The organism is Yimella radicis (assembly GCF_054778255.1).
The window spans coordinates 424,835-441,069 of record NZ_BAAGZR010000025.1 but is presented as its reverse complement, the minus strand read 5'-3'; the positions used below and the strand labels follow the sequence as shown (position 1 = coordinate 441,069).

Annotated in this window: 16 protein-coding genes and 1 tRNA gene; 11 read left to right on the top strand and 6 right to left on the bottom strand. The window is 67.0% G+C overall.

The window, feature by feature from the left end:
* Positions 1-70: 70 nt before the first annotated feature.
* Positions 71-589: an MFS transporter gene (locus tag ACYU8W_RS15180; RefSeq protein ID WP_499470336.1), complete on the top strand. Its 519-nt coding sequence runs from the start codon at positions 71-73 to the stop codon at positions 587-589.
* Between the two features lie 9 nt (positions 590-598).
* Positions 599-1,042 (top strand): type II 3-dehydroquinate dehydratase, encoded by a 444-nt coding sequence (gene aroQ / locus ACYU8W_RS15175; protein ID WP_499470334.1) that lies wholly within the window; start codon positions 599-601, stop codon positions 1,040-1,042.
* 49 nt (positions 1,043-1,091) lie between these two features.
* On the opposite strand, the gene ACYU8W_RS15170 is transcribed toward aroQ, so the two are convergent.
* From ACYU8W_RS15170 to ACYU8W_RS15160, 3 genes are read right to left on the bottom strand one after another with little or no spacing between them, the layout of a single operon-like run.
* Entirely contained in the window at positions 1,092-1,940 is an 849-nt protein-coding gene (locus ACYU8W_RS15170; RefSeq protein WP_499470332.1) for a 5-oxoprolinase subunit C family protein, read from the bottom strand.
* Positions 1,937-2,584, bottom strand: coding sequence for a 5-oxoprolinase subunit B family protein (locus ACYU8W_RS15165; protein ID WP_499470330.1), 648 nt, complete (start codon positions 2,582-2,584; stop codon positions 1,937-1,939). The genes ACYU8W_RS15170 and ACYU8W_RS15165 overlap by 4 nt, the downstream gene beginning before the upstream one ends.
* On the bottom strand, positions 2,581-3,366 hold the full coding sequence (locus ACYU8W_RS15160) for a LamB/YcsF family protein (protein WP_499470328.1): 786 nt from the start codon (positions 3,364-3,366) through the stop codon (positions 2,581-2,583). The genes ACYU8W_RS15165 and ACYU8W_RS15160 overlap by 4 nt, the downstream gene beginning before the upstream one ends.
* Positions 3,367-3,425: 59 nt before the next feature.
* Here ACYU8W_RS15160 and ACYU8W_RS15155 point away from each other — a divergent pair.
* From ACYU8W_RS15155 to ACYU8W_RS15115, 9 genes are all read left to right on the top strand, one after another.
* Positions 3,426-3,496: transfer RNA gene (locus ACYU8W_RS15155), tRNA-Gly, on the top strand.
* 171 nt (positions 3,497-3,667) lie between these two features.
* Positions 3,668-4,243: a dCTP deaminase gene (dcd, locus tag ACYU8W_RS15150; RefSeq protein WP_141927426.1), complete on the top strand. Its 576-nt coding sequence runs from the start codon at positions 3,668-3,670 to the stop codon at positions 4,241-4,243.
* The gene (locus ACYU8W_RS15145; RefSeq protein WP_499470326.1) at positions 4,244-4,918 is read left to right on the top strand and encodes an alpha/beta hydrolase; all 675 of its coding nucleotides are present in this window, start codon (positions 4,244-4,246) and stop codon (positions 4,916-4,918) included.
* A 45-nt stretch (positions 4,919-4,963) separates the two neighbouring features.
* A complete protein-coding gene (locus ACYU8W_RS15140) occupies positions 4,964-6,100 on the top strand; it encodes an ATP-binding cassette domain-containing protein (protein WP_499470324.1) in 1,137 nt (378 codons plus the stop codon).
* Positions 6,097-6,738, top strand: coding sequence for an ABC transporter permease (locus ACYU8W_RS15135; RefSeq protein WP_129624316.1), 642 nt, complete (start codon positions 6,097-6,099; stop codon positions 6,736-6,738). Before ACYU8W_RS15140 ends, ACYU8W_RS15135 begins: the two co-directional genes overlap by 4 nt.
* On the top strand, positions 6,735-7,475 hold the full coding sequence (locus ACYU8W_RS15130; RefSeq protein WP_168990112.1) for an ABC transporter permease: 741 nt from the start codon (positions 6,735-6,737) through the stop codon (positions 7,473-7,475). The genes ACYU8W_RS15135 and ACYU8W_RS15130 overlap by 4 nt, the downstream gene beginning before the upstream one ends.
* The gene (locus ACYU8W_RS15125; protein ID WP_141927430.1) at positions 7,472-8,404 is read left to right on the top strand and encodes an ABC transporter substrate-binding protein; all 933 of its coding nucleotides are present in this window, start codon (positions 7,472-7,474) and stop codon (positions 8,402-8,404) included. The genes ACYU8W_RS15130 and ACYU8W_RS15125 overlap by 4 nt, the downstream gene beginning before the upstream one ends.
* Before the next feature lie 12 nt (positions 8,405-8,416).
* The gene (locus ACYU8W_RS15120; protein ID WP_499470321.1) at positions 8,417-10,147 is read left to right on the top strand and encodes an ABC transporter ATP-binding protein; all 1,731 of its coding nucleotides are present in this window, start codon (positions 8,417-8,419) and stop codon (positions 10,145-10,147) included.
* Positions 10,144-11,970 carry an ABC transporter ATP-binding protein gene (locus ACYU8W_RS15115; RefSeq protein WP_499470319.1) on the top strand — a complete coding sequence of 609 codons (1,827 nt, stop codon included), beginning with the start codon at positions 10,144-10,146 and terminating at the stop codon, positions 11,968-11,970. Before ACYU8W_RS15120 ends, ACYU8W_RS15115 begins: the two co-directional genes overlap by 4 nt.
* Before the next feature lie 6 nt (positions 11,971-11,976).
* Here the strand turns inward: ACYU8W_RS15115 and ACYU8W_RS15110 are convergent, their stop codons facing one another.
* The 3 genes from ACYU8W_RS15110 to ACYU8W_RS15100 form a co-directional block, all read right to left on the bottom strand.
* A complete protein-coding gene (locus ACYU8W_RS15110) occupies positions 11,977-13,476 on the bottom strand; it encodes a hypothetical protein (RefSeq protein WP_499470317.1) in 1,500 nt (499 codons plus the stop codon).
* Positions 13,473-13,835 (bottom strand): hypothetical protein, encoded by a 363-nt coding sequence (locus ACYU8W_RS15105; RefSeq protein WP_499470315.1) that lies wholly within the window; start codon positions 13,833-13,835, stop codon positions 13,473-13,475. Before ACYU8W_RS15105 ends, ACYU8W_RS15110 begins: the two co-directional genes overlap by 4 nt.
* A 147-nt stretch (positions 13,836-13,982) precedes the next feature.
* The gene (locus tag ACYU8W_RS15100; protein ID WP_499470313.1) at positions 13,983-16,235 is read right to left on the bottom strand and encodes a (Fe-S)-binding protein; all 2,253 of its coding nucleotides are present in this window, start codon (positions 16,233-16,235) and stop codon (positions 13,983-13,985) included.

The window sequence follows — 16,235 nt, the reverse complement described above, 5'->3', positions numbered from 1 at the left end:
ACGATTCGCTTTCGAAGCAGCGATCGTTGGCGGGCCGGCGCGACAGACCTATTTCGGGATCAGCTTCGCGTTGGTCAACCTGGGTATCAGGGTCGGTGGGCTGATCTCCGGGGCGTTCATCGACGTCCATCGACCCTCGACGTTCACCACCACCTACGTGCTCGACGCGCTCGCGATGCTGATCCCGATCGGTCTGCTGCTCGGACCACTTCGGCACGTGCGCACCCAGGTCGAGCCGACGCAGGAGACCGCCGACTTCGTCTTCGGGTTCGGGTTCGGCGAGACACTGCTGCAGCCGACCATCCCCGCGATCACCAACGACCTCGCTCCCGACCACCTGCGCGGCCGGTTCAATGCGATTTCTTCCGGCGCCTTTCAGGCAGGCGCAGTCGCCGGGCCGGTCGCGGCCGGGTTCCTGCTGCGGCACCACTGGAACGTCCAGTACATCGTCGTGTTGCTGGTCGGCTGTGCGGCGATGGCCTGGTCGGCGCTCGCCCTGGAGCGCCGGATCTCCCTGCAGGTCAACGGCATCGTCCCGCCGATCAAGGACCCTGGCGTCGTCGGTGACGGCGCCGTCCACTCGGTCTAGTCTCGTGCCATGAGTGACGTCCTGCTGGTGCTCAACGGGCCCAACCTCAACCTGCTCGGTCTGCGCGACCCGCAGCAGTACGGCACCACGACCCTCGCCGACATCGAGTCGTCCGTCCGTGAGCGTGCCGGTGAACACGGCCTGGACGTCGACTTCCGGCAGAGCAACTACGAGGGCGAACTCGTCGACTGGATCCAGCAGTCGCGGACGTCGGCGGCGGGCATCGTCATCAACCCTGCCGCATACACGCACACCTCGGTCGCGATCAGGGACGCCTTGGAGATCGTCACCTGCCCAGTGGTCGAGGTGCACCTGTCGAACATCCACCAGCGAGAGTCCTTCCGACACCACTCCTACGTGTCGGCGGTGGCGGACGGTGTCATCGCCGGACTCGGCGCGCACGGCTACGTCCTGGCCGTGGACGCCGTGGCAACCCTGCGCGCCCACCCCTGACCCGAAAGTCCGCAGGACGCGCGGGTCGACCCGTCGGTTCTGCGGACTTTCAGAGGGTGAAGCGGACGGTGTCGCCGGGGCGCAGTTGAGCGAGCCGGTCGGTGTCGGCGTCCGTCACGACCGCGATGACCGGGTAGCCGCCGGTGGTCGGGTGGTCGGCGAGAAAGACGACGGGCTGACCGTTCGCAGGCACCTGGATCGCGCCGCGCACCATGCCCTCGCTGGCGAGTTCACCGGAGCGGCTGCGCTTGAGCGGCGGTCCTTCCAGGCGGACGCCCACCCGATCGAGATCGCTGCTGGTCGTCCAGTTCTGCTGCAGCAGAATGCGCACTGCGTCGTCGGTGAACCAGTCGTCCCGTGGACCGAGCAGGACGCGGACGGTCACCGGATTCGTCCAGGCGTACTGACCCGGGAAGGGTTGCGGCACAACTGAGTCGGGCGCATCTGCGAACGGCAATCGGCGGCCGGATCGGAGTGGTTCCGGTCCGATGTTCGCAGTCGGTGAGGTGCTGCGACTGCCGAGTGTTCGGGGTTCGTCGATGCCGCCTCGGACGCCGACATAGGTGCGTAACCCCGCGACCGGAGTACCGATTCGCAGGCGATCGCCCTCCTGCAGCAGGAAGGCTTCGCCGAACGGCATCGCGCGGTGGTCAGAGCTGACGCAAGCGGGTGCACCGGTGACGGCGACGACGACCGGCTCCTCGGCGAGCAGGACGGCGTTGCCCATCAGGAGTTCGAGTCCACAGGCTCCGTCCGGATTGCCGACCAGCCGGTTGGCCAGAGTGAGTGCTCCTCGGTCTGCGGCGCCGCCGGTCGGTACGCCGACGTCGGCGTATCCGGGACGACCGAGGTCCTGGACGGTGGCCTGCGGACCGACGGACTCGACGATCAACGTCACGGCATCACCTCGAAGCGCACTCGGACGCCCGGCCGGAACAGCCCGGGCGGATCGCGGTCCACGTCCCAGATCGGCAGGTCGGTGCCCCCGATCAGTTGCCAGCCGCCCGGGGACGCGCTCGGGTAGACCGCACTCCACCGTCCGGCGAGGGCCACTGCGCCGGCGGGGATACGCGTACGAGGTGAGTCGAGCCGCGGGATCTCGACATCGTCCAGCGGCGAGCCCACTGGCTCGCGCACGAGATAACCGAATCCCGGTGCGAATCCGGTGAAGTCGACCAGCCAGGGAGTTGCGGTGTGCCACTCGACGAGTTCGGCGGGCCTGACCCCGAGCTGATGGGCGAGTGCTTGTAGGTCCGCACCGTCGTAGTGGACCGGCACGGCTACTTCGCCCGATGACTGGTCTTCGACGCACGCGGCACCGACTTCGAGGCTGTGCAGCGCAGTCTCGACCGAGCCGCGATGTCGGGGGTCACGCAGGCGAACCAACACCGTCCGTGCCGCCGGAACATGCTCGATGATCTCGTCGGCTAACCGGCCGGCGGCGATCTCGGCGCGAAGTGCTGCATCGAAGTCGCGGCGCTCGCGGGCGTCGTCGAGATCGACCAGGATCGCGCGGTCGCCGCACGGCAGGAGCCGGATCATCGGACGAACGGGCGCAGGTCGACACCGGCCTCGGTGAGGGCTGCGCGCACCCGGGTCGCGATCTCGACCGCACCGGGGGAGTCGCCGTGCACGCAGACCGACTCGGCGGTGGCGCCGATCTCCGTGCCGTCGTTCGCGGTAACCCGCCCCCGGGTGGCCATCCGGACGACACGCTCCGCGATCTCTTCCGGATCATGCAGGACAGCCCCCGGCTGGGAGCGGGGAACGAGAGTCCCCTGCGGGGTGTACGCGCGGTCGGCGAACGTCTCGGTGACCGCCCGCAGACCTTCGCCCTCCGCGATGCGCAGCACCACCGACCCCGGCAGCCCCATGATCGGCAGGCTCGTCTGCTCGCAATTGCGGTACGTCGCAACCGCGTCCACGACGGCCCGTGCTTGTGCTTCGTCGTGGACGACCGCGTTGTAGAGGGCTCCATGCGGCTTCACATAGGCGACCCGTCCGCCGACCGACCGCGCCAGGCCGTCCAGGGCGCCGATCTGGAACAGCACGTCGGCCATCAGTTCGGCCGGAGCGATGTCGATGAACCTGCGCCCGAATCCGGCGAGGTCGCGGTATCCCACCTGTGCGCCGATCACAACATCTGCGTGGACGGCCTGCTGACAGGTGCGCAGCAAGGTGGCCGGGTCGCCGGCATGGAAACCGCAGGCGATGTTCGCGGAGGTGATCACACCGAGCATCGCCTTGTCGTCGCCGAGAGTCCACCGGCCGAAGGACTCACCGAGGTCGGCGTTGAGGTCGATCGAGGTCACGGGTGAGGTCATGGCCGAATCCTGCCTCAGCGGCGCAGGTGGAAGGGGTTAGAATCCTTCGAGCACGACCCGCGAGTGTAGTTCAATGGTAGAACATCAGCTTCCCAAGCTGAATACGCGAGTTCGATTCTCGTCACTCGCTCTCGACATCGATCCCGTTGCAGCGCAACGGGATTTGTCGTTTCCTGAGGCAGTTGTCGAATGCCTCGGTCGCTCAGGTAGCTCGGTCTCGATCGCGGCGCTCGTGTGTGACTCGCACCTGGTCGACCGTCGTCGCGATCCCTTGATTCCGCGTCATGGGTAAGTTGGGCGCGTGCTCCTCTCCGATCGCGACATCCTGGCCCAGATCGACGCCGGCCGCGTCGTCCTCGACCCGTGGGACGCAGGGATGGTGCAGCCGTCCAGCGTCGACATCCGGCTCGACAAGTTCTTCCGGTTGTTCGACAACCACAAGTACCCCTACATCGACCCCAGCGAGGAGCAGGACGAGCTGACCCGGCTGGTCGAGTCCGAGCCGGACGAGCCCTTCGTGTTGCACCCCGGTGAGTTCGTTCTCGGCTCCACCTTCGAGACGATCACGCTGCCCGACGACGTCGCCGCCCGTGTCGAGGGCAAGTCGAGCCTGGGGCGTCTCGGTCTGCTCACACACGCCACCGCCGGCTTCGTCGACCCGGGGTTCAGCGGCCACGTGACTCTCGAACTCAGCAACGTCGCGACGCTGCCGATCAAGCTGTGGCCCGGGATGAAGATCGGTCAGTTGTGCTTCTTCCAGCTGTCGAGCCCGGCCGAAAATCCTTACGGCAGTGAGAAATACGGCTCGCACTACCAGGGTCAGCGTGGACCGACGGCGAGCCGGTCGTACAAGAACTTCCACCGCACGCAGGTCTAGGTGGAGCGACGGGAGATCGGCCCGGGCGTCGGTCGCGCCCGGCCGACGCTGATCCTTCCCGACCGACGTGCGACCGAGCCCCGGGGCGTCGTGCTGATGCTGCACGGCGGCGACGTGGAGGGGGTCGAGGCGCGCAGCACGTTCGACCCATCACCGCTGCCGGTGCGGGTGGCCGCGGCCGGGATCGCCCGCCGTCGACCAGACCTGGCAGTCGTCCGGCTCCTCAATGCCGTCGCAGGCTGGAACGATCGGGTGATGTCCCCGGTCGCCGATGCGCGATGGGCACTCATGCGTATCGGACAGCTCTATCCCGACCTTCCGGTCGCGGTCGTCGGTCACTCGATGGGCGGCCGCACCGCGTTCGAACTCGTGGACGAGCCGGACGTCCGGGCGGTCATCGGCCTGGCACCGTGGTTGGCCGACGGGTATGACGAGAAGCGTTTCCTCGGCACTCCCGTAATGGTCGTGCACGGACGCCTCGACAACGTCACCGACCCGGACGCGTCCGCAGACCTGATCCGCCGCATCCGCATCGGCGGCGGCAGCGCGATGTACCGCAGCGTGCCCGACTGGCACACGCTGATGTTCCGGCCGGCCGGCTGGCACCGCGAGGTCGCTTCTTTCCTGCATCACTACCTGGTAGGCGACGGCGGCGACCAGCCCAGGAATGCGTAGGCGCGCAACAGTTCCCGACGCGGCCACAGCGTTTAGATTGGCTGAATGATCCGCTTCGAGCAGGTGGTGAAGTCGTTCGGCGACAAGAACATCGCCGTCGACCACCTTGACCTGGAAGCCCCCACGGGCAAGATCACCTGCCTCGTCGGCCCGTCCGGCTGCGGCAAGACGACCACGCTGCGCATGATCAATCGGATGATCGAACCCACCTCGGGCACGATCACGATCGACGACCGCAACATCGCCGACGTCGCCGCTCCCGAACTTCGCCGCGGCATCGGGTACGTCATTCAGCACGGCGGACTGTTCCCGCACCAGACGGTGCTGGAGAACGTCGGCACCGTGCCGAAACTACTCGGCTGGGACAAGCAGAAGATTCGCAATCGCAGCCGCGAGGTGCTCGAACTCGTCGGTCTGCCAGGCGATTTCGCCGACCGGTATCCGTCGCAGCTTTCCGGTGGGCAGCAGCAGCGTGTCGGCGTGGCCCGGGCGCTGGCCGCCGATCCGCCGGTGATGCTGATGGACGAACCGTTCAGTGCCGTCGACCCGATGGTCCGCGACCAGCTGCAGGACGAGTTCCTTCGGCTGCAGGACGAACTCGACAAGACGATCGTCTTCGTGACCCACGACATCGACGAGGCGATGAAGCTCGGCGACAACGTCGCCGTGATGCGCGTGGGCGGCAAACTCGCCCAGGTGGCTTCGCCGGAGTACCTGCTCGCCCACCCGATCGACGATTTCGTCGCGGACTTCGTGGGACGCGACCGCGGGTACCGGTCACTCAGCTTCCAGAACTCCCCGCGGTTCCCACTGATGAGCGAACCCACCGTCGAACTCGGTGCCACCGTCGAGCAGGCGCGTGCCGCGACGAACGACCGCTGGCTGCTCGTGGTCGAAGACGGCAAACCGCAGGGGTGGATCGAGCCGGCGCGTATTCAGAGCGCCATCGAACCCTCGATGCTGCACCGTGGTGGCACCGTCGCCCGCTCGGGCGGCCCGCTGCGCACCAGTCTGGACGCCGCACTGTCCTCGCCGTCTCGCCGCGGCATCATCGTCGACGACGACGGACGCCTGGCCGGCACCGTCCGCGCCTACGAGGTGCTGCGCGCGATCGAGGAAACCGATCGTGTCGAGGTCGACCCGGACGACGTCGCGCCGGAACACGCGAACGGCCGCACGTGAACTACGCCCTCGACAACTGGTCCGACATCCTGCATCGGGCGTGGCAGCACACGCTGCTCGCCGGGATTCCGCTCGTGCTCGGACTCCTGATCGCACTGCCGCTCGGTTGGCTCGCGCACAGCCGTCCGCGCTGGCGCAATGTGATGGTGGCCGGGTCCGGTCTGCTGTACACGATCCCGTCCCTGGCACTGTTCATCGTGATGCCGATCATTCTGGGCACCAAGATCCTGTCCGCGTGGAATGTCATCGCCGCGATGACGATCTACACCGTCGCACTGCTCGTCCGCACCGTCACCGACGCGCTCGACGCCGTCCCGTCGACGGTGACACAGGCGGCGACGGCCATGGGGATGACGCGGCTCAAGCGACTGTTCAAGGTCGACCTGCCGCTGGCGACGCCGGTCATCTCCTCCGGCATGCGGGTCGCGGCGGTCAGCAATGTCAGCATCGTCAGCGTGGCCTCGCTGATCGGCGTACCCCAACTCGGGTACTACCTCACCAACGGCTACCAGCGTCAGTACTGGGACGAGATCTTCGTCGGGATCGTCGCCTGCCTGGTGCTCGCGCTCGTCTTCGACGCAGTGATCCAGTTGATCGCCCGGCTGCTCACCCCCTGGCAACGGGTGGTGACGCGATGATTCTGGAGAAGGTCTGGCAGTGGTTGACCGACGGCGTCAACTGGTCAGGGCCCAACGGCATCCCGATGCGGTTGCAGGAACACGTCATCTACAGCCTCATCACCGTGTTGATCGCTGCTGCGATCGCCATTCCGCTCGGCACTTGGATCGCCCACACCGGCAAGGGGAAGTGGCTGGTCACGGCCGCGAACGCCGCCCGTGCGGTCCCGTCCCTGGGTCTGCTGTTCGTGGCCGCCATGTTCGCCGGCCCGCGCCTGAGCGGCGACCTCGCCTACACCGCCCCGTCGATCGTCGTCCTGGTCATCCTCGCCATCCCCCCGATCGTCGCCGGCGCGTACGCCGGCGTCAGTGAGGTCGATCCTGCGGCCCGGGACGCCGCCAAGGGCATGGGTATGACCGGCGGGCAGGTCTTCACCCGGGTCGAGCTGCCGAACGCGCTTCCGTTGATCTTCTCCGGTCTGCGCAGCGCCACTTTGCAGGTGATCGCCACCGCGACCATCGCTGCTGCGGTCTCGCTCGGCGGCCTCGGCCGCTACCTCATCGACGGCCTGGCGCAGAGCAAGTACGAGGTGATGGTCGGCGGATCGTTGCTGGTCGCACTGCTCGCCCTCGCCGTCGACCTGCTCTTCGCGCTGATCCAGCGCACGGTCGTCTCGCCCGGTCTCACCGGCCGCTCCGGACGACGATCGGCCCGTTCGCAACGCAAGGCCCTCGAAGCCACAGGGAGTGCCCGATGACCACACGTACGTTCCGCCGACGCGCCGCGCTGAGCGCCGCCCTCGTCCTCTCGCTGTCGGGGTGTGGCCTGTCCGGTGACGCGCTCGACTCCGGTTCCGGCGGTGGTGACTGCAAGGTCGAGAAGCCCAAGGAGGCACCGATCAAGGTCGGTTCGGCCGACTTCCCCGAGTCCTCGCTGATCGCCGAGGTGTACGCGGGGGCCCTGCAGGCCAAGGGGATTCGCGCTTCTACCACTGACCCGATCGGTGCGCGTGAGGCCTACCTCAAGGCGCTCGGGGACGGTTCGGTGCAGGTGGTGCCGGAGTACACCGGCTCGTTGTTGACCTTCGTCGACGAGAACTCCAAGGAGAAGGACCCGCAGGAGGTGTACGCCGCTCTGCTGACCTCGCTGCCGTGCAACCAACTCGCGTTGCAGCCCTCCCGTGCCGAGGACTCCAACGAGATGGTGGTCACCAAGGCCACCGCCGACAAATGGCAACTGAAGACCATCTCCGATCTGGCCAAGCACGCGAACGAGATCACGATCGCCGCGCCCTCGGAGTTCCAGGGCCGTGAGCAGGGACTGCTGGGGCTGAAGCGCACCTACAACCTGACCCCGAAGTCGTTCCGCCCGCTCGCCTCGGCCGCTGTCGTGGAGGCGCTGAAGAACAACCAGGCGCAGGCAGGCAACATCTTCTCCACCGACCCGTCCATCAAGGTCAACAATTTCGTCGTGCTCCAGGACGACAAGAAGCTGTTCGGCGCCGACCAGGTCGTGCCGCTGGTGGCCAAGTCCGCAGCCACGCCCAAGATGCAGGTGGCCCTCAACGCGGTCTCGGCCAAGCTCACCACCGACAAGCTGGCCGAGATGCTGAAGCAGGTCGTCGTCGACAAGAAGAGCGCGAAGGCTGTCGCGAAAACCTTCCTGCAGGCCGAGGGGTTGGCCTGACAGAGTAGGTGGGTGCTCTCCCGTCTCGTCATCGCTCACCTGAAGCGGTATCCGCGCCTGACCGGCGCCCTCGTCCTGCTGCAGTTGCTGAGCGTCGCGGCCTCGCTCTACCTGCCTTCGCTCAACGCCGACGTCATTGACAAGGGGGTCACCGTCGGCGACACCAGATACATCTGGCGTACGGGCGGCTGGATGCTGCTGGTGTCGTTGGTACAGGTGTTCGCCGCCATCGGGGCGGCCTATGTCGCAGCGAAGCTGGCGATGTTCTACGGGCGCGACACCCGGGGTTCGTTGTTCGCGCGGGTCGGTGAGTTCTCGGCTCGTGAGGTGAACCGTTTCGGGGCGCCCACCCTCATCACTCGGGGCACCAACGACGTCCAGCAGGTGCAGATGGTGGTGCTGATGGGCGCCACGCTGATGATCGCCGCGCCGATCATGATGATCGGCGGCGTGGTGATGGCGTTGCAGGAATCAGTGTCGTTGTCCTGGCTCATCGTGGTCGCGGTGATCGTCCTCGGCGTCACGATCTCGTTGATCATCCGGCAACTCGTGCCCGGCTTCCGGCAGGTGCAGGTCAAGCTCGACGGCGTCAACCGGATCCTGCGCGAGCACCTGTCCGGCGTCCGGGTGATCCGTGCGTTCACCCGTGAGCGCTTCGAGCAGCAACGCTTCACCGAGGCCAACGAAGACCTCACCGGGTTGCTGATCCGCACCGGGCGGCTGATGTCGGCGCTGTTCCCCGTTGTGTTCCTGGTGATGAACCTGTCGACCACCGCGGTGTGGTGGTTCGGTGGTCATCAGGTCGGCGACGGGTCCCTGCAGATCGGTGCCCTGACGGCCTACATGACCTACCTGATGCAGATTCTGATGGCGGTCATGATGGCCACCTTCATGTTCATGATGATCCCGCGTGCGTCGGTGTCGGCCGAGCGCATCGTGGAGGTGCTCGACACGGAGCCGTCGGTGGTGCCGCCGGCGAACCCGCTGACGCCGGACGATGGCCGTGGTGTGGTCGAGTTGCGTGACGTCTCGATGTCCTACCCCGGTGCGGATGTCCCTGTGCTGCAGGATGTTTCGGTGCGCGGCACTCCCGGCCAGACGATCGCGATCATCGGCGCGACCGGATCGGGCAAGACGACGCTGCTGTCACTGATCGCCCGGTTGTTCGACGCGACCTCGGGTGAGGTGCTGGTGGACGACATCGACGTGCGGGAGCTCGACCCGCAACTGCTGTGGGGACGCATCGGCATCGTCCCGCAGAAGGCGTACCTGTTCACCGGCACCGTCGCGTCCAACCTTCGGTACGGCGACCCGGACGCGTCCGACGAGCAACTGTGGGAAGCGCTGCGCATCGCGCAGGCGGCCGACTTCGTGCAGGAACTCGACGGCGGGCTCGACGCACCGGTCAGCCAGGGCGGCACCAACTTCTCCGGCGGCCAACGGCAGCGGCTGTGCATCGCGCGCGCCCTGGTCAGCCGGGCCAACATCTACCTGTTCGACGACAGCTTCTCCGCGCTCGACCTGCGCACCGACCGCGCCCTTCGAACCGCGCTCGCGCCGTACGTGCGAAACAGCACGGTCTTCCTTGTCGCCCAACGGGTTTCGACCATCCGGGAGGCGGATCAGATCATCGTGCTGGAGGACGGCCGAGTGGTCGGGCACGGACGTCACGAGGAGTTGTTGCGTGACTGTACCGAGTACCAGGAGATCTGCGCCTCGCAGCGGATCGAGGACGCGGCATGAGCACCCGGACCACCAAGTCGCCCATGCGCCGCGGCCACGGCCCGTCGATGGGCATCGGTATGGCCGAGAAGACGATGAACTTCAAGGGTTCGTCCAAGCGGCTGCTGGGCCGGCTGCGTCCGCATCGCCTCACGCTCATCCTGGTGCTCGCACTCACCGTCGTCGCGGTGGTGCTGTCGGTGATCGCGCCGCGTGTGCTCGGTGCGGCCGTCGATGAGATCTACGACGGTGTGATCGGTCGCCGCTCGGTCGACTTCGACGAGGTCGGACGCATCCTCGCGATCGTCGTCGGTCTGTACGTGGTCGCCGCGGCGGCCCAACTGGTGCAGGGGTTCCTGCTGGCGAAGGTCGTCCAGCGCACCGTCCAGCGGCTGCGCGACGACGTCGAGGCCAAGGTCAACCGTCTGCCGCTGGCATACCTGGACGGCCAGCCACGGGGTGAGATGTTGTCGCGGGTCACCAACGACATCGACAACGTCGGACAGTCGATGCAGCAGTCGATCAGTCAGCTGTTGTTCAACGGCCTCACCGTGATCGGCGTCGTCGTGATGATGGTGTCGATCTCGTGGTGGCTGACGATCGTCGCCGTGCTCGCGGTGCCGGTCGTGATGGTTGTGACCGCGAAGGTGATGAAGAAGTCGCAGGGGCTGTTCGTGCAGCAGTGGCAGCACACCGGCGAGCTCAACGCCCAGATCGAGGAGACGTTCTCCGCACACGATCTGGTGAAGGTCTTCGGGCGCGGCCCGCAGGTGCAGGCGGCGTTCAGGGCTAAGAACGACGAACTCACGAACGTCAGCTGGCGGGCGCAGTTCGTCAGCGGACTGGTCATGCCGATCATGATGTTCGTCGGCAACCTGCAGTACGTCATCGTCTGTGTGCTCGGTGGGGTGCAGGTGGCGAACGGCGGGATGTCGCTCGGTCAGGTCACTGCGTTCATCCAGTACTCCCGGCAGTTCACCCAACCGATCACCCAACTCGCGTCGATGGTCAACCTGTTGCAGTCGGGTGTTGCTTCCGCGGAGCGGGTGTTCGAGGTGCTGGACGCCCCCGAGGAGCCCGCCGACGCCGCCGGCCGACTGTCGCCGGCGCGGGGAAAGGTGACCTTCGAGGACGTTTCGTTCTCCTACGGCGAGGAGCCTCTCATCGAGCACCTCGACCTCGAGGTGGAGCCTGGTCAGACGGTTGCGATCGTCGGACCCACCGGCGCCGGAAAGACCACGTTGGTCAACCTGCTGATGCGTTTCTACGACATCGACTCCGGACGAATCACGCTGGACGGCAGGGATATCCGCGACGTCCCGCGTACCGACCTGCGCTCACGGATCGGGATGGTGCTGCAGGACACCTGGCTGTTCCACGGCACCATCGGCGAGAACATCGCCTACGGCAACCCGAACGCGACCGAGGCGGACGTGCTTGAAGCGGCGCAAGCCACCTTCGTCGACCGGTTCGTGCACTCCCTGCCCGACGGCTACGACACCGTGGTCGACGAGGACGGCACCAATGTCTCCACCGGAGAGCGACAGCTGATCACGATCGCCCGGGCGTTCGTCGCCGATCCGGCACTGCTGATCCTGGACGAGGCGACGTCATCGGTCGACACCCGCACCGAGGTGCTCGTGCAGCACGCCATGGCCTCCCTGCGCGCGAACCGCACCAGCTTCGTGATCGCCCACCGTCTGTCGACGATCCGGGACGCCGACGTGATCCTGGTGATGGACCGAGGACGCATCGTCGAGACGGGGGACCACGAGCGACTGTTGGCACTGGGCGGGGTCTACAGCGACCTGTACGCATCCCAGTTCGAAGGCGTCACAACCTGATCGGGTTCATCGGTTCGCCGGTGTGTAGCTGGGCGTGGCAACCACGTCGGGCGGCCCCGGTCGTTGCAAGTGGTAGTCGTCGACGGTGCCGGTGGTGCCGTGGAAGAACGGACTGTCGTAGAAGTCGCGCACATTCGGGTCGGTGCTGTTCGCCGGTGCCCAGTGGGCCGCCGAATCGGCGTAACGCGTGGCCCCGTGAACCGCGATCGGGTCCGTCTCGTCGCCCACTCGCCGAGCCGGGTCGCCGGTGAGTCCGTACCGGTTCATCCGGTCGGGCGGACCCTGGGTGTCCAGGCGCGGCACCGGATCGGCGCGATGCGCGAAGTCCAGCGACTTCACGCTCGCCGGCAGCGCGATCCGCGACACCGGTGAACCGGCAGTGACCACATGGGTGACCCGGAAGGTCTGTCGGAACCGACGGTCCTGAGCCAGCCGCGTCGCAACGATCCCGCCCTGGCTGTGCCCGGCGATGAGCACCGGCTGGCTGCCCGGCGTCACCCCCTTCTTCGCCATCGACGTCCGCAGTGCCTTCTCGATCGCCGGGTACAGCGAACTCGGCATGCCGGCGACCGCAAGCAGGTTCGCCGCGGCGTCGCTGGGGTTGCGCGGTCGATCGGCCGACCAGTCCTGGGTACCCGGCACCTCGACGATCCACGCGCTGACACCGTCGGCGGTCGTGACCTGTCGGACCCGGATGCGCGAGGCCGTGTTGCCGGCACTGGCGGAGGTGGTCTCCAACCGGTCGATGCTGCTGATCACCTGTGCGGCATCCCGCGGCGGCGCCAAATGCGTTCGTTCATGCGGCGCGACCGGTGTCACGGTCAACGGGCGGTCGTCCTTCAGCAGCCGTCCCGCCCTCGCGTATCGGACGACGGCGGCCGCCTGCGCCTCCAGGGTCGGAGCAGTCATCGGATCGACGACGAACAGGAGTTGCTGTGCGGTGAGCAGCGTGGCGTCGGTCAGTTCGGGATTCGCGATTAACGCCGCTGTCGTGCAACCCACCACGCCGGCCAGGGGGTTGATGTTGCGCGCGCACGGCGGCATCGCTGCGTCGCGTGCCCAGTCCCATTTCCGGGGGAGAGGAACGGACGCGGCGAGGCTGACCTGCACCGTGCCGTACAGCGTCAGAGCGACCCGCGGTGCCGCCATGATCACTTTGAACGAGCGCAGACTCGCCGCCACGGACGCATCGCGGACGGCGTACGCAACAGCCGCTCCGCGAAGCGCTCGAGCGGTCAGTTCGAGGTCGACACCGGTGGCCAGAATGCCGTTCGGGTGATGCACGAGGCGTAGTTCATCGGCAGCGATGCCGGCCGCTTGCAGTGGAGCGAACGGCACAGCGGCCGCCGGCAGGTCGAGCAGTGCCGAGACGAGGTCGCCCCCCGCCCGGCGAACGGCATTCCCCTCTGTTTCGAGCACACCCGCGGTGACGCGCATGTCGGTCAGGTCGGCGACCGTCGAATGTGCTCCGCCGGTGCGCTCCGGTGCCCCGGGCTGCCGGCTCATCGGCGCAGCCCGAACCCGCTCGTGAGCGGCCGACTCGTCTCTGCGATCGCCCGACCGACGCCCTTGGCCGCATCGTGGAACGCACCGACGGCGTCCATCGCTGCATCGGTCAGCGCCGCCTGGCCGACCTCGACCGCCGTCGCGTACCGGTGCAGTGCGCCAGCCATGCCGTCCACCTCCCGGGCAAGGTTGTTCAATCGACCGGCCTTCTCGTGCAACCGTTTTCGGTACTGGACGGCCCCGGTGCTGCGCCACTCGACCGCGTCTGCGGTGCCGATGCGCCAGGCCGCGCGTCGAATCTCGCCTGCGACGGTGGACGCCTGACGCGCTACCGCCCTGATCTCGTCCGCATCACTCATGGGCCGGACGGTAGGTAAGGCACCACCGCCGGCACCACGCGTCCGCGCAAGCCTGTGAACACAGCAGCGGCACCGACCGGGCTGTGGACAGCAGAAAGGACCGAGGGCCACCCCGAACGGAGTGACCCTCGATCCTTCAACTGTCCGTCAGTCGCCGGACTTCACCGCGGCCAGCAGCATGTTCGCCACGTCGACGACCTCGACGTCCTCGCGGGCGTTGCCCTCGGACTGCTCGGCGGTCAGACCGTCGGTGAGCATCACGCGGCAGAACGGGCAGCCGATGGCGATGCGGTCGGCGCCGGTCGCGACGGCCTCCTGGGTGCGGTTGAGGTTGATCCGCGAACCCAGTTTCTCCTCCATCCACATGCGCGCACCGCCGGCGCCGCAGCAGAACGACTTCTCGCCGCTGCGCTCCATCTCGCGGTACTCGACGCCGGGCAGCGAACCGATCAGTTCACGCGGCGGGGCGTACACGTTGTTGTGACGGCCCAGGTAGCACGGGTCGTGGTAGGTGACGGACTTACCGGTGGACGCAGCGCCCACGGACGACGGCGTCTCGCCGGGACGGGTCACCGGGGTCAGCTTCTTCTCGCGCACGAGGCGGTTGAGCAACTGGGTGTGGTGCAGCACCTCGTACTCGCCACCCACCTGCGGGTACTCGTTCTTGATCGTGTTGAAACAGTGTGCGCAGGTGACGATGATCTTGCTGGCGCCGGCCCCGTTGAGGGTCTCGACGTTCTGCTGGGCCAGAGCCTGGAAGAGCATCTCGTTGCCGGCACGGCGGGCGGAGTCGCCGGTACAGGTTTCGCCGTCACCGAGGACGGCGAAGTCGACCCCGGCCAGGTCGAGCAGTTCGGCCACCGCGCGGGTGGTCTTCTTCGCGCGGTCCTCGTATGCACCGGCGCAACCGACCCAGAACAGGTAATCGACCTCGGACAGCGACTCGACGTCCTGGCCGAAGACCTTGACCTCGAAGGGGAGGTCCTTGGCCCAGTCGAGGCGGGCCCGCGCGGACATGCCCCACGGGTTGCCCTTGCTCTCCATGTTCTTGAACAGGCCACCGAGCTCGCTCGGGAAGGCCGACTCGATGAGGGTCTGGTAGCGGCGCATGTCGACGATGTGGTCGACGTGCTCGATGTCGACCGGGCACTGTTCGACGCAGGCGCCGCAGGTGGTGCAGCTCCACAGCACGTCCTGGTCGATGACCGCGTCCGGACCGTGCGGGTTGTACGCCATAAGCGGGCTGTCGATGTCGTACCCGGTGTCGCCGATCAGCGTCGCGCCCAGGACGTCGGGGGCGTTCTCCCCGTTCTCCCTGTTGTCGCCACCGGAGACGCCGGCCTTCATGAACGGTGCACGGTGAGCGGCGTTGTCGCGCAACGTCATCATCAGCAGCTTGGGCGACAGCGGCTTCTCGGTGTTCCAGGCGGGGCACTGGCTCTGGCAACGTCCGCACTCAGTGCAGGTGGAGAAGTCGAGCAGGCCCTTCCAGGTGAAGTCCTCGACCTTGCCGACACCGAAGGTGGTGTCCTCGTCCATCTCCTCCAACGACTCCAGCGTGACCGGCTTGCCGTCGACCTTCATCGGCTCCAGTGCGCCGAGCGAGGTGCGGCCGTCGGGGTGGCGCTTGAAGAAGATGTTGAAGAACGCCAGGAAGCGGTGCCAGGCGACACCCATCGTCAGGTTGCGGCAGATCGTGATCAGCCAGACCATCGCAGTGACGATCTTGATCACCGAGATCACCACGATGAACTGCTTGATTCCCTCGCGGCCCATGTTCGTGAACCACTCGCCGAACCAGAACGTCAGCGGGAAGTGCAGGACGTCGGCGTGCTCGCCCGAGCCGGTCTTGTCCAGGGCGTACTCCAGGCCGCGCAGCGTGACCACGCAGATGATCTCGATCGCGATGACCAGCTCGACGAAGTAGGCCTGCCAGAAGGTCGAGCCGAAGAAGCGGGACTTGCGGCCGTCGTGTCCGGCGGAGCGTCCCGGGTGGTTCTTTCGGCGGTTCCAGATCAACCACAGGATGCCGAGCAGTCCGGCCCAGCCGAGGAATTCGTTCGCCCAGCCCCACAGGAAGAACGACCCGAGCAGCGGCAGCATGAAGGTGGGGTCCCAGACCTGGAAGTAGGACTGGAGCACCGCCAGCGACAGCATGATGAACGAGATCATCGTGACCCAGTGCGCGATCGCGACGATCGGCAGACGCGACATCCGGGTGTGCCCGAAGATCTCCCGCAGCATCGTCGCCGTGCGCCTGCCCTTGGCGTCACCGCGGTTCTCGGGGCGCCCGAGCTTGAAGCCGGACATGATCTGCGGGACGGCGCGGGCGACCATCGCGACCCCGACCAGGGTGATCCCGAGGGTCAGGACGATGGAGACGATCTGCAGCGGGGACAT